Genomic DNA, 19361 nt, shown 5'->3' with positions numbered 1-19361 from the left:
TTCGCTCCCTCCGGCCGCTACTGCAGCACGACCTGCTGCTTCTCGTTGAGCCCGGCCACGATCTCCGTTTTCACGCCGTTGGAGATCCCCAGCTGCACCGGGACTTTCTTCTTGCCGTTATCCGCCTTGGCATCCGGCGTCTCCACCGAGGCTTTTCTTTCCTTGTCGTAGATCAGCGCGGCTTCGGGAATCATGAGGACGTTCTTCTTTTCTTCGAGGAGGATCTCGGCGTTGGCGCTCATGTTGGCCTTCAGCTCGCCGGTGGGGTTGGAGATGGAGACGCGCACTTCGAAGGTGGTCACGTTGTCCTTCTCCTTGCCCAGGGGAGAAATCTTGGTCACCTTGCCGGTGAACTTTTTGTCCTTGAAGGATTCCACGACGATGCGCGCGGGCTGATCCAGATAGACCTTGCCGATATCCGCCTCGTCCACCTTGCCCTGCACGTAGACCTCGCGGATGTCCCCCAGGGTCAGCAGCAGCGTGGCCTGCGAGCCCAGGACCAGGATGGAGCTGACCGCGTCGCCGACCTGCACGTCGCGCGACAGCACGATTCCGTCGATGGGGCTGACGATCGTCGAATTCCGCAGATCCTCGGCCACCCGCTCCAGCGCCGCCCGTGTCTGCGCTACCTGCGCCTCGGCCTTGGCGATCTCCGCGCGCGAAACCGCCAGGGTGCGCTGCGCGCTCATCTGGTGGTTCAGCGCCATCTGATAATTCTTCTCGGCATCCTCGACGAAGGACTTGGCGATCAGGCCGTCCTTGTACATCTTCTCTGCGCGCTCCATGTTGGTCTTCAGGAACGGCACATCCGGGCCTTCGGCGTCGACCTTATTGCGCTCCAGAGTGGAGACTGCCGAATCCCGCGCCGCCTGGGCCACCTGCAAATTGGCCTGGGCTTCGCGCACATTGGCTTCCAGCTGCACCTTGTCCAGCTCCGCCAGCACCTGCCCGGCCTTCACCCGGTCGCCATAATCCACGTACAGGCGCTTCACGATCCCGCTGGCCTTGGATTTGATCTCCACCTTGGCCAGCGGCTGGATCTTCCCCGTGGCCACCACCACCCGCGCCAGGTCGCCGCGTTCCACCGCGGCCAGCTTCGAGGGGTCAATCGTGCGGTTCGGGCGCAAGGCAGCGGTCACCCCGTAGCCCCCGGCAATCAGCACCGCGGCCGCCACCGAAATCCAGATAATCCGCCGCCGGCGCTTTTTTCCGTTCTTGCCGTTTCCGTTGCCGTTGCCTGCCATAGGAAACCCCCAGCGGCTCAAATGTCGCTTCTAATGAACCATACGCCAGGACCCTGGGAAATGTTCCACCCTATATGCTTATAGACGCGGAGCATGCGAAATAGTCGGGGGGGATATCCTTCTGCGGGGCGGTTTCTTACGGGTAGTGCGGTGCGTTTAACGGTCAAATCGGTCAACCGTTTAACGGCTCGAAGAAAGGGGGTTTGCTTATCGCAGGGCCGGCTTATACAGCCGCAGGGCGTTTCCAATGACCGACACCGATCAGAATCCACAGAATCCCAACCACAACCGGGCTTGCTCGCGTTCACATACAGGGCCCCTTTCTCCCTGTTTTTCCCGGTACCAGAACTCCAGATCGATCGAACGGACGAGCTTCCGGCAGCTAACGCTGGCCGCGCGCAGCGAATACGTTGTACAGCGGCACCCAGATCAGCGCGAAGTACCATCCGTAACCGTAGCTTTCGACCAATCCGAGAAGGAAACTCTTCCAACTGATCCACTGGAAACCAGGCAACAGTTTCTGCCATGCCTGGAACATCGCATGTTGCGGGAGAAGCAAGTCGAACGCCACGCAGGCTGCAAAAGTGATCGCCAAGAACAAACTGGTTGCGTGGCCCACTCCCTTCAGCGAAAGACCTTGTCTCATGTTTAACTCCTGCCACTCGAAATGTACCGCCCCGGGTCGGCCTCAAACTGATCCAGACATTTCCTGGAACAGAAGCGGTACTCCCGCCCATCCTGCAACTTGGCATAGCCCTGCCCGGGATGAACCTGCATGCCACAGACTGGGTCTCTGCCTGTGCTACCGCCCAGGCCCTCGCCGGCGCCCGGTCCGTGACCGGGGTGATGGCCGTGCACCATATGGGCGCCACAGCCGAAGCGCATCATCAGGTAGAAAAACGCTGCGAACAGCAGCAACGAAAGCAAACCGCTCATAATTCCTCCCTCAAATCTTGACCTACATATGCCTCCTTCTCGCTTCAAGCCGCATTAGAGACGCACGCGTCTCAGACGGAGAGCATTACTCACCACCGAAACCGAACTGAAGCTCATTGCCGCAGCGGCGATGATCGGGCTCAGGAGAATGCCGAAGAAGGGGTAGAGCACGCCCGCAGCAATGGGCACGCCAAGGGCGTTATAGACGAACGCAAAGAACAGGTTCTGCTTGATGTTTTTCATGGTGGCCCGGCTGAGCATCCGGGAGCGCGCGATGCCGCGGAGGTCGCCTTTGACCAGCGTGACTCCCGCGCTCTCCATCGCGACATCGGTGCCCGTGCCCATGGCGATGCCGACCTGCGCTTGGGCCAGCGCGGGAGCATCATTGATGCCATCGCCAGCCATGGCCACGAAGCGGCCTTCGCCTTGAAGCCGCTTCACGATACTGATCTTGTCTTGAGGCAAAACCTCGGCGATCACTTCGTCGATCTGGAGCTTGCCGGCCACGGCTTGAGCCGTGGTCCGGCTGTCGCCGGTCAGCATAACAACGCGGATGCCGTCTTTGTGAAGCTGGCGAATCGCCTCCGGAGTGGTCTGTTTGATGGGATCGGCGACGCCGAGCAGGCCGACTACCTTGTTCTCCACAACCACAAACATGACGGTCTGGCCATCGGCGCGCATGGCTTCGGCCTTCTGCGCGATTCCTCCGGGATCGACGCCGAGTTCCTCGAGAAGCTTGCGATTGCCCAAGGCGACCGGAAGGTTATCCACGCGTCCGCGGACGCCCCGGCCTGTCAATGATTCGAACACCTCGACGGAGGTAATTGTGATTCCCCGTTCCTCCGCGCCCTTGACGATGGCCGCAGCCAGGGGATGCTCACTGCCGCGTTCGAGCGAACTCGCAAGACGCAGGAGCTTGTTTGCTTCAAACCCACCCAGCGACTCGACCGAGACCAATTGCGGCTTGCCTTCGGTGAGAGTGCCGGTCTTGTCGATCACAAGCGTATCCACTTTCCGCAGCAATTCGATCGCTTCCGCGTTCTTGAAGAGGACACCCATCGTGGCGCCCTTGCCCGTCGCCACCATAATCGACATCGGCGTGGCCAGGCCGAGTGCACAGGGGCAGGCAATGATCAACACAGCGACGGCATTGATCAGAGCATGCGCCATGCGGGGACTTTGTCCCCAGAAACCCCAAACAATAAAGGTCACGACTGCGATGGCCACGACGACCGGCACAAAATATCCGGCGACCACATCCGCGAGCTTTTGAATCGGGGCGCGGCTGCGCTGGGCCTCGCTCACCATGTGCACGATCTGGGCCAACAGGGTTTCGGCGCCGACTCGCTCCGCGCGCATCACCAGCGAACCGGTGCCGTTCACGGTCGCGCCAGTTACGCGAGCGCCCTTTTGTTTTTCGACCGGGATGGGTTCGCCAGTAATCATGGATTCATCCACGCTGCTTAATCCCTCCAGTACGATCCCATCCACCGGGATTTTTTCGCCGGGGCGCACGCGCAGAAGGTCGCCGGCCTTGACCTGATCGAGCGGTACGTCCACTTCCGCGCCGTCGTCGCGAACCAAACGCGCTGTTTTCGGAGCAAGCCCGAGGAGAGCTCTGATCGCTGCGCCAGTTTGACTTCTCGCCCGGAGCTCCAGAACCTGTCCGAGAAGCACGAGTGTGGTGATGACCGCGGCGGCCTCGTAATAGACCGGCACCTCGTTCATCCCGGTGCGAAATGACGCCGGAAACCACTGCGGGAAGAGAGTCGCCGCCACGCTTTCCAGAAATGCCGCGCCCGTTCCCAGCGCAATCAGCGTGAACATGTTCGGGCTGCGGTGAACCAGCGATTGCCACGCGCGCACGAAGAACGGCCAGCCGCCCCACAGCACCACTGGCGCCGCCAGCACCAACTCCACCCAGGCGCGCGCGCTGGCCGGCAATTGCGCATCGAACTTTCCGCCGAACATTCCCAGCAGCAGCACCGGCAGAGAAAGCGCCGCGCTCACCCAGAAACGCCGCGTCATCGACGCCAGCTCCGGATCCGGTCCAGTTTCCGCCAGCACATCCATCGGCTCCAGCGCCATCCCACACTTCGGGCACACTCCCGGCCCGATCTGTACCACCTCGGGATGCATCGGGCAGGTGTAGCGCACGTTTTGAGCCGCCGCGGACGCCGCGCCCCGCGCCGGCGCCGCCGGGGCCATCCCCGCCGTCCCGGGAGCCGCCAGGAATTTCGCGGGCTCCGCGCGGAATCGCTCCCCGCAGCGCACCGAGCAGAAGTGATACGTCTTCCCGGCGTGCTCGGCTCTGGCCGCAGCCTTTCCCTGCTCCACCATCATTCCGCACACGGGGTCCTGCACCCGCGGCGCGGAGGCCAGTATGGGCAAACCGGGAAATTGCGGTTTTGGGGGTTGGTCCGGCATGGCCCTATATTAGATGAATTCCGGTCCTGCGTTGCTCTGTCCCTGAATTTGCACCGGCTGGTATAATAATCGCATGACACTCGTCGAAGTCACCTACGAACTGCAAGCCCCGCTGAGCCTGGAGGAACTGCGCTGCCTCGGGCAGTTCGCCAACACCTACGGCCTGCGCCGCTTCCGCGTGGACGATCCCAACAAGCAGTTGTCGTTCGAATACGACGCCTCGCGCCTGCGCGAAACGCAGGTGGCGCACATTCTGCACGCGGCGCGCATCGCGGTCACGCGCAAGGTCAACTAAGCGGAACGGTCAGTTTTATCTGTGACCGCGAAGCGGTCAACCCGGAGCAGGCGGGCGAGAGGGCGGAACAAACGGCGGAGAAAAAATAGGGGTCCCCGCTTGGGAACGGGAACCCCCGAAGGCGCGTTTCGTTTCCGGCGTCGTTTTCACACCGGAGCGTGGGGTCATCCATCCTAGCTTCCCTCTCAGAGGCAGGTGGGAACGACCTGTTCAAAGCACCGAGCAAGCCCCTTCCCCCTCACTCGGCTCTCTGTTCAGATCGTCAACCGAAACGCGCCCACGGCAACTGAACTTGCAACTGCAAGGCCAAATACCATTTCTCAGCTTTTTTCATAACGTCCTTAAAACCTTGCGCTTAGCGGCGCCGAAATCTCACCATACCGCTGCTTTTATTTCTTTGTTAGTTCAATTCGGCACGCGCCACCGGGTCGCGTTCTAATTCGGAACTTCACGTGGCTTATCGATTTTTGTCTTTCGTGCGCGCTCGCACTCCTGTTGGCGCTCTCCCGCCAGGTTTCTCCCGGCAATCCTTAACCATACCTCATCTTGTTACACTGGTTTACCCGGTTCTGAGCGGGCATATCCAGAGCGGAGGCAGCAGATCGTTGGAATTTTCATCCGTGAAATGCAGCTAAGAGGCCACCAGGTTCAGGCCGGTGCGCAAGCATGCGCCGCAGGAGCGTTTCCGGTTTCGGAGCGAGCCAGCGCCGGTCCTTGCCCGGCGAGAAGCTGCGCCAGGAGTTCGGCGATCTCAAACACGGCACGGTTTTCAAGCGCTCGGGCGTTGGCGCGGTACTGCGCCAGCGTCCCCGCCGCGAGGAACTGCGCAACGGCCGCGGCAATCCCCTCGAAATTCTTCAGCACCACACCGACGCGCTTCTCCTTTATCCACTCGGCGTTGTAGCGCTCCTGCGGCAGGGTCCAGGCGTTGCACTCGATGATCACCGGGAGGCCGCGCGTCATCGCTTCGGAAATGCTCCCCGGCCCGGGCTTGCCGATGAAAAAATCCGCGGCGCGCATGATCCGGTGTACTTCCGCGGTGAAGCCCATCACGTGGACCGGCATGCGCCACGGCCGGGCGCGCAGCTTCGCCGCCAGCGCCTCGTTCTTTCCGCAAATCAGAATGAGCTGGATCGGCAGCCCCGCTGCATCCAGCCGCTCGGTGATCTCGTACATCGCTTTCGAACCCTGCCCGCCGAAAAGCACGATGCCCGTCGGCAAATCCTCCTGCAGTCCCAGCTCCCGCCGCAGCGCCAGCGGATCGGAATCATCCGGCGCGTAGAATTCCGGCCGCAAAATCATCCCGGAGACGCGGGAGATCTGCGCTTTTTCGCCGCCGAACTGGCGCACCTGTTCGACGGCCCGGTCGGTGCCGCAGACAAAATGCTGCTCCTGTTTCTCGATCCAGAAGTGCGGGGGATAATCGGCCAAATCGGTGAGGATGGTGACGAACGGCGTTTCCCCGTGGACCGCGCGCCAGCTTTCCCGCAGAACGCGGTTGAAATGGGGCACGACCGAGATCAGCAGGTCCCCCGGGTGCTGCTCCCAATAGGCTTGCAAGCGCTTGAGCGCCGCAGGGTGATAGACACGGATGGTCGCTTGCAGCAAGCGCAGCAGCCAGGTGCTGCCGAGCGTCCAGCCGTTCTGCAGCAAGCTGTTGTAGCACTCCTGCGTGCGGATGTCCGTCAACTGCCGGAACCAGTCCAGATCATCGAGGATCTCCTGTAGGTGCACCAATTGCACATTCCAGGGCCTCTTCTGCTCCGCGATGATTTTTTGCAGCGCCAGGGCGGCATTGCGGTGCCCGCCGCCAGCGTCGTGAAAAACAATTTGAATTGTTTTCATCCCGGGCATTCTGGCATGTCTTGGGCGGCGCGCAGCAAGAGCAAGCGGCCCGCCACATTTCGCATGACGTAAGTCGCATGTGCTCAAGGAGTTTCGGGGGCACATTCACAGACAATTCGCCGCCCTTTCATGGTGCATTCATCGCCACCCGTTACTTATATAGCATGCGCTGCGACCTGCATGTTCACACGGCCGCCTCGGGTATGTGCAACACCCCCGGCATCCGCCGGATCTGCCGGGAGTCCTACAACCACCCCGCGGAATTGTATTCGCGTCTGAAACAGCGTGGCATGTCCCTGGTCACCATCACCGACCACGACTCTATCGATGCCGCGGAGAGCCTTCGCCGCCACCCGGACTTTTTCGTCAGCGAAGAGGTCACCTGCACCCTCCCCAGCGGCACCCAGATGCACCTCGCCGTCTACGGCATCGCCGAACGCGAGCACCTGGAGATCCAGCGCCGCCGCAACGACTTCCTGGCGCTCCTCATGTACCTCACCGAGCGCAAGCTCTTCTTCAGCGTGAATCACGTCTTTTCCGGACTCACGGGCCACCGTAGCGAAGAGGATTTCCAGTGGTTCGCCTCTTACGTCCCTGCCTATGAGACGCGCAACGGCCAGATGCCCCCGCAACAGAACGCCGCCGCAGAGCGCCTGGCGGTCCGCCACCGCAAAATCGCCATCGGCGGCAGCGATGCCCATACTCTGGCCCACGCCGGCGCCACCTACACCGAAGTCCCCGGCGCACGCACGGTGGACGAGTTCCTCACCGGGTTGCGCGCCGGCCGCGGCAGCATCCATGGCGCGCACGGCAGCTATGCCAAGCTCACCGGCGATGTCCTGCGCATTGCCAGAGCGCTCTTCCGCGAAAAACCGGCGGCCCTGCTCCTCGCACCACTCGCCGTTTTCGTCCCGGCCATTACCCTGGGGCACTGGCTGCAGGAACAGCGGTTCTGCCGGCAGTGGTCCTCTCTTCTGGAAACGGACGCGCAGGCGCCGCACATGCTCTGGGATCTCGATGCGCAGTGGGAAACCAACGGAGGGAGGTGAAGCCATGGCTGTCGCACGCACCGTCTGGGGAATGATTGAAACCCGCGACCACCGCCTGATGCGCACCGTGAACCGTTGGCGCGCCCCGCGCTGGATCCGCTGCTGGATGATTTCGTCCACCCGCGCGGGCGACGGCTGGCTGTGGTACACGCTCGGCGTGATTCTGCTTCTCTTCGGCGGTTCGCAGCGCTTTGCCGCGGTTGGCGCAGCCGCATCCGCCGCCATCGCCGGGGTCTTTCTTTTCAAGCTGCTCAAGAAAGTCAGTCACCGTCCGCGCCCCTGCCAGATCGAGTCCCACTGCTGGGCCCAGGTTCTGCCTCCCGACCAGTTTTCCTTTCCTTCCGGCCACACCATGACGGCTTTCTCCATTGCCGTGGTGCTCAGCTCGTTTTACCCGGTTCTCGAAGGCCCTTTCTTTTTTGTGGCCTGCAGTATCGCCGTGTCCCGCATCGTCCTGGGGATGCACTTCCTCAGCGATGTGCTCGCCGGCGCGCTGCTGGGAACCGGCTTGGGCTGCGCCGCGCTGGCGCTGAACAGTTTCCTGCTGCGCTGACCGTCCGGCAATTCCGCGCGAACCGCTTCTCCTTTGCTCTAAGCCTGCTATACTCACCGTTCCACTTTTTTTTGGGCCCGACACTTGCGCCGCGAAAGACAAGCTCTGAATCCTCCCTGCTCGGCATGGCCCCTGGCCTGCGTGCTCGCTCTTTTCGTCTCCCTGCCGGTGGCCGCGCAGGCTCCCGCCGCGCACACCGCCTCCACCCCTCACGTGCGCGCCGCCATCCACGTGGACGGGCGTCTCGACGAGCCCGTCTGGAGCCAGCTCACCCCCATCACCGACTTCGTGCAGACCGAGCCCAGCGAAGGCGCCCCCGCCAGCGAAAAGACCGAGGCCTTCCTCTTCTACGACGACGAGAACCTCTATTTCGGGTTCAAATGCTACGATTCCGAGCCGCGCAAAATCGTCGCCCGCTACGACACCCACGACGCGCGCACGAACTCCGACAGCATCAACATCTTCCTCGGCCCTTACGGCGACCGTCGCACCGGCTACTTCTTCAGCGTCAACGCCCGCGGCGTGCAGTATGACGGGCTGATGAAGGAAGGCCAGCCGCTCGACGGCACCTGGGACGGCATCTGGCAGAGCGCCGCGCGCCTCGAGGACTGGGGCTGGTCCGTGGAAGTGGCCATCCCCTTCAAGTCCATCCGCTTCCGCCTGGGGGAGAGCTGGGGCCTGAATCTGGGCCGCGACATCGTGCGCAAGAACGAGAACGACAACTGGCAGATCGTTACGCGCTTCGACGGCTTCATGCGCCCCTCCAAGGCCGGGGAGCTTACCGGCATCGAAGGTGTGCGCTCCGGGCGCAACATTGAGGTCATTCCGTACTTCTCCGCGCGCACCCGGCGCGGCGCTCCCAGCCCCCTCGACAACGGCCAGAAATACGAGGGCGGCGCCGACCTGCGCTGGGGGCTCGGCCCCAACCTGGCCATCAACGCCACGCTCAATCCCGATTTCGCGGACACCGAAGCCGACGAAATCAACATCACCATCTCGCGCTACGAACTCTTTTTTCCGGAAAAGCGCACCTTTTTCACCGAGGGCGCCGATTTCTTCTCCACCCCTATGAATCTTTTCTATTCCCGGCGCATCGGCGCACGGCTCACCGACGCCAACGGTCTCAGCAACGGCCAGCCGCAGCGCATCCTCTTCGGCGCCAAACTCACCGGCAAGCAGGGGCCGTGGTCCATCGGCCTGATGGAGACCCGGACGCAGGCCGGCGATTTCACGGTCACCGATCCCGTGACGGGTAACCGCCGCAACGAATTCGCCCCCGGCGCCAACTTTTTTGTCCTGCGCGTGGCCCACGACATCGGCAAGAATTCCTCCATCGGCTTCCTCACCGTCAACCGCGACCAGGCTGCGGGCGACGTGGGCTCTACCGAGCGCGTCCACGCCGTGGACCTCAACCTCGTCCTTGGCCCGCACTGGTCGTGGCAGAACCAGGCCGGCTACAACCAGAACCAGATCACCTCCAGCGGCGGCATCCAGCGCGCCACGTTCGGCTCGCTGGCCAAGTACAACTCCGAAAAGTGGGAACTCATCGCCACGTACAAGTTCCTCGGCCGCGGCTTCGATATCACCCAGATCGGTATCGAGCCCGAGACCGACCGCCACCGCGCCGGTCTGGACCTCATCTACAAGCCCTTCCTCAACCGCTTCTACATCCGCCAGCTCTTTTTCGAGCTGAACTATGACACCCTCAGCGACACCGCCGGGCTGCTCCAGGGGGCCGGCGGCGATGCCCTCGTGAAAGCGCAACTCAAGAATTTCTGGACGGTGACCGTGGACTACTCCTACGACCGCACGCGCTATAACCAGTTCACGCCCAATTTCGCCCTGCTGGTTCCCACGCGCGTCTACATCCAGCCGCGCGAGCAATTCCAGATCACCACCAACGAAAACCGGCCGGTCTCCTTCACTTACCTCTTCGTACACCGCAAAGTAGCCGAGTTCCACGAGAATTTTTACGGCCGCGAACAGCGCCACGAACTGGGCCTGCTGGCCCACGCCTTTGGCCGCACTAAAGTGCAGTTCAGCGGCGTGTACGACCGCGAATTTCTCATGGACGGCACGCCCTTCCAAGACCGCCGCCTGCTCATCACCCGCATCAACCAGCAGTTCACCACCCGATGGCGCGCCCGCATCCTCGCGCAGTTCGAAAACAACCGCCACGGGGGCAGCTGGAACGTCAACTCCATCATGGCTTACGACTTCACCGCGCGCTCCGCCTTTCTCGCCGGCTACAACTACCAGAAGAGCCACGACATCTTCCAGCTCTCCCCCCTTCCCCTGCTTAACCCCAGGCACCCCTCCGACCTGGGCAACGAATTCTTCGTCAAGTTCTCCTACCTCTTCGACTTCTAACCCGCCGCATCCTTCCTGGCTGCGTCGCGGGCGGTGCTGCGACCGCCGGGGCGCGATAAATCGCGCTTCCGCGCCACGCCGGGCAAAAAAAAGGGGCACGATGTACCGTGCCCCGGCAAGAAAATCCGTCAACCCATCTCACATCTGCGTTCAAATCACCTCGACTGCATCCGCCAGCCTCACACTTCGCGCAGATCCGCGGCAGTGGCTCCTTCCGCAGTGGGAACCGCCTGGCGCCGGTAGAGAAACAACAGGTAGGAAACGTTGTTCTCGGACTTCACCTCGACCTGCTGCTCGGCGCGCCATCCCGGCACGGGGTAATCGATCGTCACCACGCGCGCGCCCGGCGACAGCTGACTTGCCAGATGGAATTGCAAGGCGGCATTCGTGGCGGTCAGAAGGTACAGCGTCACCACCGTGGCCGCCCGCACATCCGTTTCGAAAAAGCTGCCTCGCTGGAACTGCACGCGCTCTTCCAGCCGCAGGCGCTTCACCAGATCATTCGAATCGCGCCACAGCTTGCCGTTGATCTCCACTCCCACGGCGCGGCACCCGAACTCCTGCGCCGCCAGAATGGGTATCCGCCCGTCGCCCGACCCCAGGTCATAGACAACGTCCGCGGGTCCCACGCTGGCGAACTCCAGCATCTGCCGCGCCACCGCGAACGGTGTTGGGCAGTAGGGAACCCCCTTGGGACTTCGGGAAAAAAGATCTCTGCATCTCGCGGCCAGGCTCGCTCCGCGGCGCAATCCGGCAAGCAGCATCGCGTGTCCTTCCGGCGGCCGCAGCTTAGGGCTGCTTGTTGGGCGGCGGAGTGACCACGGGCGCCTGGCTCTTCGCAGTCTTATCCACCGCTGCATTCTTATCGAGCTTTATTGCCTGACGGTTCTTCTCGGCCTTCAGTTCCGCGGCGCTCTTCTCCATCTTGATCGCCGCCTGCCCCTTCTCGCCCTTGATCTCAGCGTCGTTTTTCGTCCACTTCTCGTGCACCTTTTGTTTATCGCTCTGTTGCCCGGCATCCGTCTTTTGCATCTTGATGTACCCGGCGTTTTTCTCGCTCTGCTGCTCGGCGTCCGCCTTGTGCATCTTGATGTGCATGGCCTCTTTCTGGAGCTTGAGCTCCAGTTGCCGCGCGGCTTCCTTGTGCGCCAGCTCTTCCTGCTGCTTCTTCAGATCCGCGTCTTTCTGGGTCACGGTCTGCGGCGTGTTCGGCGCTGTAGGCGCCGGCGGCGGAGTGCCCGCCGGCTTGTTCTGCGCGCCGGCCGGCAGCGCGGCGCTCACCGGCCCGGCCAAGCCCAGAACCGAAAGAAGTGCTGTCAGTCGTTTACGCATCGTGTTTTCTCCTGGAAAATCAGCGAAATCGCGTCTCCACTGCCCTTCCCTGCACTGCAGCGGCATTCCTGCCCGGCTTGCCATTCCGCGATCTCCACCGGCTGAAATCATCCCGGTATCCGTCGAGGCAGGCGCCGCGAATTGCTGTGCACGTTACGCCACCTGCTTTCCCCCCGTCAACAGCCGATTCCTCTTCCCGTTCGCATCCGGCACGCAAACAAAACGCAAACTGGCCCCTTGGCCGAGGATGGCGGCACCGCCGTAGCCCGCTACACGAAAGGGGCACGAAATATCGTGCCCCATCGAGGAAGTCTTTCGAGTTATTGGATCGCGGCTAGGCTTTTTGGGCCTGGCGGCGGAGAAAGGTGGGGACATCCAGATCGTCAGCTGGCACTTCGGCGCTGACTTCCCGGACGTTCTGCTGCACCTGGTGCACGACGTTCGGCAGCTCGCCCTGGGCGCCCGCCCCTGCGACGGCCGCGGCGGCTTGCTCCTTGCCCGCCTTCCAGGTGCGCGGCAGGAATTGCGGCTTCTGCGCGGGAAACTTCTTGTGCACTTCCTTGAAGCCCGCGGCGATGACCGTGATCTTGATGGAGTCTTTCATGGCGTCGTCCTGCACCGCGCCGAAAATGATGTTGGCGTTCTCGTGGGCGGCCTTCTGGATGATCGAGGAAGCCTCATGGACTTCATGCAGCGTCACGCTGGAGCTGCCGCAGATGTTGATGAGGATGCCGTGCGCGCCCTGGATGGAATTGTCCTCCAGCAGGGGGCTGGCGATGGCCCGGTTGGCGGCGTCCACCGCGCGGTTGGAGCCGGAAGCCACGGCCGTGCCCATCACCGCGTAGCCCTGCCCCTGCATGATGGCCTTCACGTCGGCAAAGTCGCGGTTGATAATGCCCGGGACGGTGATGATGTCCGAGATGCCCTGCACCGCCTGGCGCAAGATGTCGTCGGCAATGCGGAAAGCGTCGAAGAAGCTCGTGCCGCGCTCCACCGTCTCCATCAGGCGCTCGTTGGGGATGACGATGACCGTATCCACCGCGCCCACCAGCTCCGCCAGGGCCTGCTCGGCCTGCTGCATGCGCCGCTTGCCTTCAAAGGCAAACGGCTTGGTGACCACGGCCACGGTCAGCGCGCCCAGCTCGGAAGCCAGCGAAGCCACCACCGGCGCCGCGCCGCTGCCCGTGCCCCCGCCCAGCCCGGAGGTGATGAAGATCATGTCCGAGCCTTCCAGCGCTTCGATGATCTTCTCGGTGTCTTCGAGCGCGGCTTTGCGCCCAACCTCAGGATTGGCGCCCGCGCCCAGCCCTTTGGTGAGCTTCCCGCCGAGCTGCAGCTTCACCGGAGCCTGCGACAGCTTGAGCGCCTGCAGGTCGGTGTTGGCCGCGATGAACTCGACGCCCTCGACCTTGGCGCGGATCATGCGGTTGACGGCGTTGCACCCGCCGCCGCCCACGCCCACCACCTTGATCTTTGCCGGCTGCAGCTCCTCGCTGAAGCTCATCCGGATTCCCGTGTCTTTTGCTGTCATGCTTCCCCCTGGTCTATCCATTTAACGCGGCGCTTCGTCTGGGTCACGAAGCGCCGGCAAACATGGCCCGCAATCTGGAGACAAAATTTCCCGGGCGCTGCGTCGCATTGCGCCGCGCCCGCGCCGCATACAGCACCAGCCCCACCACCGTGGCGTATTCGGGGTGGGCCACGGCCTCCGGCAGATCCACCAGCCCGCGCGGCTCGGCGATGCGCACCGGATGATGGAAGGCCTGCTCGGCCATCTCCAACAGGCCGCGCAGCCGCGCCCCGCCCCCGGCCAGGACGAAGCCCGCGGGAATCTGGGAGTCCAGGCCTTCGCGCTGCAGGTCGTCGCGGATCAGCGCCAGCAGCTCCTGCGCGCGCGGCTCGATGATTTCCGTGAGCATGCGCGAAAAGACGGTGCGCGGCGGGCGGTCGCCCACGCTGGCGATTTCGATCCCCTGGTCTTCCCGCAGCAGCCATGCCGCGGCGCAGCCGTGGGCGCGCTTGATCTTCTCCGCTTCGGGGATGGGGGTGCGCAGACCCACCGCGAGGTCGTTGGTGAAATGGTCGCCGCCCACGGGCACGGCGCTGGAATGGCGCACCACGCCGCCGCCATAGACGATCAGCTCGGTCGTGCCCCCGCCGATATCCAGCAGGCAGCAGCCCAGTTCGCGCTCGTCCTGCGTCAGGCAGGATTCTGCGGAAGCCAGGGGTTCGAGAACCGTGTCGCTGATGAGGATGCCGGCCTTGTTCGCCGCGGTGACCAGATTCTGGGTGGCGGCGGCCGAGGAAGTGACCACATGGACGTTGGCCTCGAGGCGCTGCCCGACCATGCCCAGCGGATCGCGGATGCCATCCTGAGCGTCCACGATGAATTCATGGGGCAGCACGTGGAGCACTTCGCGGTCCTCGGGAAGCGTGATGTTGCGCGCGGCGTCCACGGCGCGGCGCACGTCGTCGCGCTCGATGTCGCGCGCGCGCTGCCCCAGGGTAATCCCGCCGCGGCTGTTCACCCCGCGCACGTGGCTCCCGGCCACGCCGATCACCGCCGACTCCACCGGAACCCCGGCGACGCTCTCCGCCTCTTCGACCGCCCGGCGGATGGAGCTGACCGTGGAATCGAGGTTGACGATGAGGCCCTTGCGCAGGCCCTTGGATTCAGCCGCGCCCAGCGCCACGAACTTAATCTGCTCGCCGTCCAGTTCGGCGATGAGCGCGCAGGTCTTCGTGCTGCCGATGTCCAGCCCTACCAGGTAGCGTTCTTTCTTGGCCAAGCCCCTGCTCCCTTGTTCCCGAATCCCCGCCCTGCCCGGTCACTTCCCGGCTGCTCTTTCTTATCGCGCTTCGCGGCGCGGCGCTATCGCGCTTTGGCCTTTGGCGCATCCGGCTTCGCGGTGGCTTTGCTCGTCTCCGGATTGACCACCACCTGCCGCGTGTACTGCAAATCGATGGACTGCACGCGGCCGGCATTGGCCTGCCACTGCGCGAAATTCTCCACCAGCATGCGGTACTTGTTCACGAAATTGTCCTGGCCGAAGTGCACGGTGACGGCTTGCGCGTCGCTGCCCGGTCCGGCGAGGCCGGTCAGGACCACGCGCAGATCCTTGGGGTTGGCCAGGTCCACTTCGCTCACGAGCTCGGACGAGCCCGCCTTGACCAGGTCCACGCCCTTCAGGAAGTCCTGGTAGACCTGCATGCGCCGCTCGCGCTCCGGCAGCGGCAGGCTCTCCGGCACACCGGAGACTACCGGAAACTGGAACTCCTGTCCGGCGGGGCGGTCGAGAATCACGCCGTGCGCATCAATCAGCGCCAATTCATTGCCGGAGCGGAGGAAAGCGATGGGGGTGCGCTCGGTGATTTCCACGCGCACGCGGTTCGGCAGCACGCGCTGCACGCTGGCCTGCTCCACCCAGGGAAGCTCTTCGAGGGCGAGGCGGCGCTCTTCCAGCGGGATGCGCAGAACGCTGCGCCCGCGGTCGGCGTAGAATTTGGAGACGATCGCTTCGCGGGCCACCAGATGCGCGCCGCTCACCTCGATCTGGTCGGGCTTCAGCAGCAGCACCTGCGGCGAATAAAGAAAGAAGCGCCCGGTGACGAACAGCACCGCGCCGCCCGCCAGCACCGCCGCGCTCACCAGCAGCACCCGGCGATAGAAGGCCCAGGAGCGCGGTGTGAACTTGCGCTTGCGGATCTCCATCGGCTTCTGGCGGCGCAGATAGCGCGGCTCTTCCTCGGCGAGCAGCTCCGGCTGGTACAGATTCTCTTCCGGAGTGTCGGCGGCCGCGGCCCGGCTCCTCGCGATGGGCTTCATCCGTTCCAGATGATCACCTCGTTCTCCAGCTCAAACCCGTAGGCCTGGCGCACGCGCTCGCGCACGTCGGCGATCAGCGCCAGCATGTCCGCGGCGGTGGCGTGCCCGGCGTTGACGAAGAAGTTGGCGTGGCGGTCGCTGACCCGCGCGTCGCCCACGGAATGTCCCTTGAGCCCCAGCTCGTCGATCATGCGCCCGGCGGACGCGCCCGGAGGATTCTTGAAAATGCAGCCGGCGCTTTTCTGGTTGAGCGGCTGGGAGGAGCGCCGCTTCTCATTGCAGATACGAATCCCTTGGAGTATTTCGCGGAACGGTTTGGAGGGAAGTTCCAGTTTCACCGCGAGCATCATATCATCAGGCGCAAAAGAAGTGTGCCGGTATTCAAAGGAAATCCGGTCCCCCCGGAGGGTCTCCATCCGGCGGGCGGCCGCGCGGTACAGCGTTACCTCGCGGACGTAGCTGCCGATCTGCATGCCGTAAGCGCCGGCGTTCATGCGCAGCGCCCCGCCCACCGTGCCGGGCACGCCGATGAGCCCTTCCATGCCGCCGAGATCGTGCTTGGCGCAGAAGGTGACGGTGCGGCCGAGGTCCGCCGCGGCGTCCACCCAGACGAAATTGCCCTCGATGCGCACCTCCGGCTCGGAGCGCGCCAATTGCAGCACCACCCAGGGCAGCTCGCCGTCGCGCACCAGCAGGTTGCTGCCCCCGCCCAGGAAGCGGTGGGGAATGCCGCGCTCGTCGAGCAGGCGGATCAGCTCCGGAATGGTGTCGTGGCGATGCATACGCAGCAGGTCGGTGGTGCCGCCGATACCCAGCGAGGTCAGTTCGGCCATCGACACGCCCCGGCGCAGCTCCACGCCGAGTTCCGGGAGCGCCGCGAGAATCTTGGGATCGTCAATGGTCATGGGCTTCATTCGCCGTTCTTGGTGACCGCCAAGCGGTCAAAGTTCTCGGTGACCGCAAAGCGGTCAACGCGCTTCAGGAGGCTTCGCGGATTTCTCCGCAACCTCCGGATATTTCGCGCCGAGCAGCAGCGCCAGCTCGTGGCTGGCGCGGCTGACGCTTCCCGCGCCGATCGTCAGGATGGCGTCGCCGGGCCGCGCTTCGCGCAGCAGATGCTCGATGCCCTCCTGCAGGGAGGCGCAGTAGAAAACGTTTTTGTGGCCGGCGCCGCGGATGGCGGCGGCCAGGGCTGCGCTGGTGATGCCGGAAATAGGCGCTTCGCCCGCCGCGTAGATGTCGGTGAGGACCAGGACGTCGGCCTGGTTGAAAGCGCGGCAGAAGTCGTCCCAGAGATGCTCGGTGCGCGAGTAGCGGTGCGGCTGAAAGAGCACCAGGAGGCGGCTGAACTTGCAGCCGCGCGCGGCGTCCAGCGTGGCTTTGATTTCCGCGGGGTGATGGCCGTAGTCGTCCACCACGGTGATGTCGTGGATCACGCCCTTGATGTCGAAGCGGCGGCCCACGCCCGCGAATTTGGCCAGGCCCTCGCGGATCAGGTCCGAGGGAACGTTGAGATACAGCGCGACGGCGGCGGCTGCGGCGGCGTTGCGCACGTTGTGCACGCCCGGGGGCGTGGGCAGGTGGAACAGGCCGAGGTCCTCGCCCTTGTAGGTGAGGCGGAAGTCGCTGCCCAAATCCCTGGTCGCGATGTCGCTGATGACCAGGTCGGCCTGGCTGGAGGTGCCGTAGGTGATGATCGGGCGCTTCACGCAGGGGATGATGGCCTGCACGTTGGGCTCGTCCAGGCACAGGATGGCCGCGCCGTAGAAGGGCACGCGGTTGACGAACTGCGTGAAGGCTTCCTGGATGTCCTCGAGCGAGGCGTACTGGTCGAGGTGCTCGCGGTCGATGGTGGTGACCACGGCGACGACCGGAGCCAGCAGCAGGAAGGTGCGGTCGCTCTCGTCGGCTTCGACGACGAAATACTCGCCCTTGCCGAGCCGCGCCGTGGTGCCCGCCTGGTTCACTCTGCCGCCGATGACGAAAGTCGGGTCGAGATGCGCCGCAGCGAGAACGGAGGCGACGAGTGAAGTCGTGGTGGTTTTGCCGTGCGCGCCGGCCACGGCGATGCCGTATTTCAGGCGCATCAGCTCGGCGAGCATCTCCGCGCGGGGGATGACCGGAATTTTGTGCTTGTGCGCCTCGACCACTTCGGGGTTCTCCGCCTTGATCGCGGAAGAGATAACCACCACGTGCGCGCCCTCCACGTTTTCGGCCTTGTGGCCCTCGTAGATGGCCGCGCCGAGATTGCGCAACCGCTCGGTGATGGGCGAGGGCCTGGTGTCCGAGCCGCTGACGGAATAGCCGAGCGTGAGCAGCACTTCAGCGATGCCGCTCATGCCGATGCCGCCGATGCCCACCAGGTGCATGCGTTGAAAATTGCGGAACGTGACCATCATGACTGCCCCCCGCAGGGCCGCAGAGCCCCTTCAATCAGAGTGACGATGTCGCGGGCGGCCGTGGGCCGGGCCAGGCCCCGCGCGTTTTCCGAAAGCTTTTCGATCTCCTGCGGCTGGTCGAGGAGGGAAAAAATCTCGCTGGTCAGACGATCCGGGGTGAGCTCCGGCTCGGGAATCACGCGGCCCGCTCCGGTCCGCGCCATCTCCTGCGCATTGCGCAGCTGGTGGCTGTCGGTGGCGGCCCCGAAGGGGATGAAGATGGCGGCGCGGCCCGCGGCCGCAACTTCCGCAACGGTGATAGCTCCTGCGCGGCAGAGAATGAGGTCCGCCCAGGCAAAGCGCTCCGCCATATTCGTCAGAAAAGGAACCACCTCCGCCGGAAATGCGCACCGTTCGTAAGCGGCGCGCACAACATTATAATCGCGTTCGCCGGTCTGGTGCACTACGCGCAACTCATTTTTTCGCGCCGCCAGGCGCTCCATGGCGCCCACGAAGGCGCGGTTCACCTTCACGGCGCCCTGGCTGCCGCCGGTGATGAGCAGGCGGAAAGGCGGCTGGGGCTTGCGCGCGGCGATGGCGAAAAATTCCGGGCGCACGGGACAGCCGGTGAGCACGGCTTTCGCGCCCCACTTCCTTGCGGGCGCTTCGTAGGCCGTGGCAATGCGCGTGGCCAGCCGCGCCAGGACGCGGTTGGTGAAGCCGGGCTCGGCGTTGGGCTCAAAGATGATGGTGGGAATGCGCGCCAGCCACGCCGCCAGGAGCATGGGACCCGCGGCGTAGCCGCCCACGCCAAAGGCCGCGACAGGTTTGTGGCGCCGCAGAACGCTCGCGGCATCCTGCATGGCGGGAAAGAGCATGGCCAGATTTCTGGCCAGCGTCGCGCCGCCTTTGCCTTTCAGTCCGGCGACGCGCAGCGTCTCCAGGGGGAGCCCGGCCTGCCGCACGAGCTTCGCTTCCATTCCGCGCTGTGTTCCCACCAGCACCACTTCCCTGCCTTCTCCGCGGGCCAGCCATTCCCGGGCGATGGCCATCGCCGGGAAGACGTGGCCGCCGGTGCCGCCGCCTGCGATTAAGAGTTTCACGCG

Annotated in this window: 17 protein-coding genes; 4 read left to right on the top strand and 13 right to left on the bottom strand. The window is 64.0% G+C overall.

The window, feature by feature from the left end; translation table 11 throughout:
* Positions 1-17 precede the first annotated feature (17 nt).
* The 4 genes from LAN61_06745 to LAN61_06730 all read right to left on the bottom strand — a co-directional run bounded on the left by LAN61_06745 (position 18) and on the right by LAN61_06730 (position 4607).
* Entirely contained in the window at positions 18-1244 is a 1227-nt protein-coding gene (locus LAN61_06745) for an efflux RND transporter periplasmic adaptor subunit (protein MBZ5540204.1), read from the bottom strand.
* A gap of 382 nt (positions 1245-1626) precedes the next feature.
* Positions 1627-1890 (bottom strand): DUF5676 family membrane protein, encoded by a 264-nt coding sequence (locus LAN61_06740; GenBank protein MBZ5540203.1) that lies wholly within the window; start codon positions 1888-1890, stop codon positions 1627-1629.
* A gap of 2 nt (positions 1891-1892) precedes the next feature.
* Entirely contained in the window at positions 1893-2180 is a 288-nt protein-coding gene (locus LAN61_06735; protein ID MBZ5540202.1) for a YHS domain-containing protein, read from the bottom strand.
* A 54-nt stretch (positions 2181-2234) separates the two neighbouring features.
* Positions 2235-4607: a heavy metal translocating P-type ATPase gene (locus LAN61_06730; GenBank protein ID MBZ5540201.1), complete on the bottom strand. Its 2373-nt coding sequence runs from the start codon at positions 4605-4607 to the stop codon at positions 2235-2237.
* Between the two features lie 73 nt (positions 4608-4680).
* Between LAN61_06730 and LAN61_06725 the strand changes: the two genes are divergently transcribed.
* Positions 4681-4902 (top strand): hypothetical protein, encoded by a 222-nt coding sequence (locus tag LAN61_06725; protein MBZ5540200.1) that lies wholly within the window; start codon positions 4681-4683, stop codon positions 4900-4902.
* Between the two features lie 648 nt (positions 4903-5550).
* On the opposite strand, the gene LAN61_06720 is transcribed toward LAN61_06725, so the two are convergent.
* A complete protein-coding gene (locus LAN61_06720; protein MBZ5540199.1) occupies positions 5551-6747 on the bottom strand; it encodes a galactosyldiacylglycerol synthase in 1197 nt (398 codons plus the stop codon).
* A 164-nt stretch (positions 6748-6911) separates the two neighbouring features.
* On the opposite strand from LAN61_06720, the gene LAN61_06715 reads away from it, so the two are divergent.
* The 3 genes from LAN61_06715 (at position 6912) to LAN61_06705 (ending at position 10719) form a co-directional block, all read left to right on the top strand.
* Entirely contained in the window at positions 6912-7796 is an 885-nt protein-coding gene (locus LAN61_06715) for a PHP domain-containing protein (protein MBZ5540198.1), read from the top strand.
* Between the two features lie 4 nt (positions 7797-7800).
* Positions 7801-8349, top strand: a complete 549-nt coding sequence (locus LAN61_06710) for a phosphatase PAP2 family protein (GenBank protein MBZ5540197.1) — start codon at positions 7801-7803, stop codon at positions 8347-8349.
* 141 nt (positions 8350-8490) lie between these two features.
* Positions 8491-10719, top strand: a complete 2229-nt coding sequence (locus LAN61_06705; GenBank protein ID MBZ5540196.1) for a carbohydrate binding family 9 domain-containing protein — start codon at positions 8491-8493, stop codon at positions 10717-10719.
* A 179-nt stretch (positions 10720-10898) separates the two neighbouring features.
* On the opposite strand, the gene LAN61_06700 is transcribed toward LAN61_06705, so the two are convergent.
* From LAN61_06700 to murG, 8 genes are all read right to left on the bottom strand, one after another.
* Complete coding sequence (locus LAN61_06700) at positions 10899-11483, bottom strand: SAM-dependent methyltransferase (GenBank protein ID MBZ5540195.1); 585 nt, start codon at positions 11481-11483, stop codon at positions 10899-10901.
* A gap of 25 nt (positions 11484-11508) precedes the next feature.
* Complete coding sequence (locus LAN61_06695) at positions 11509-12051, bottom strand: hypothetical protein (GenBank protein ID MBZ5540194.1); 543 nt, start codon at positions 12049-12051, stop codon at positions 11509-11511.
* Positions 12052-12385: 334 nt separating this feature from the next.
* Positions 12386-13582, bottom strand: a complete 1197-nt coding sequence (gene ftsZ, locus LAN61_06690; GenBank protein ID MBZ5540193.1) for a cell division protein FtsZ — start codon at positions 13580-13582, stop codon at positions 12386-12388.
* Between the two features lie 43 nt (positions 13583-13625).
* Positions 13626-14840 (bottom strand): cell division protein FtsA, encoded by a 1215-nt coding sequence (gene ftsA / locus LAN61_06685; protein MBZ5540192.1) that lies wholly within the window; start codon positions 14838-14840, stop codon positions 13626-13628.
* An 83-nt stretch (positions 14841-14923) separates the two neighbouring features.
* Positions 14924-15877 (bottom strand): FtsQ-type POTRA domain-containing protein, encoded by a 954-nt coding sequence (locus LAN61_06680; GenBank protein MBZ5540191.1) that lies wholly within the window; start codon positions 15875-15877, stop codon positions 14924-14926.
* Positions 15874-16791 (bottom strand): UDP-N-acetylmuramate dehydrogenase, encoded by a 918-nt coding sequence (murB, locus tag LAN61_06675; GenBank protein MBZ5540190.1) that lies wholly within the window; start codon positions 16789-16791, stop codon positions 15874-15876. Before murB ends, LAN61_06680 begins: the two co-directional genes overlap by 4 nt.
* Positions 16792-16845: 54 nt before the next feature.
* On the bottom strand, positions 16846-18273 hold the full coding sequence (gene murC, locus LAN61_06670; protein ID MBZ5540189.1) for a UDP-N-acetylmuramate--L-alanine ligase: 1428 nt from the start codon (positions 18271-18273) through the stop codon (positions 16846-16848).
* On the bottom strand, positions 18273-19358 hold the full coding sequence (murG, locus tag LAN61_06665; GenBank protein ID MBZ5540188.1) for an undecaprenyldiphospho-muramoylpentapeptide beta-N-acetylglucosaminyltransferase: 1086 nt from the start codon (positions 19356-19358) through the stop codon (positions 18273-18275). Before murG ends, murC begins: the two co-directional genes overlap by 1 nt.
* Positions 19359-19361 lie beyond the last annotated feature (3 nt).

It is taken from the genome of Terriglobia bacterium (assembly GCA_020072785.1).
In the GTDB taxonomy this organism is placed as follows: domain Bacteria; phylum Acidobacteriota; class Terriglobia; order Acidiferrales; family UBA7541; genus Acidiferrum.
Note: the sequence above shows the minus strand (reverse complement) of the source record. Positions and strands in the feature narration are given on the sequence as shown.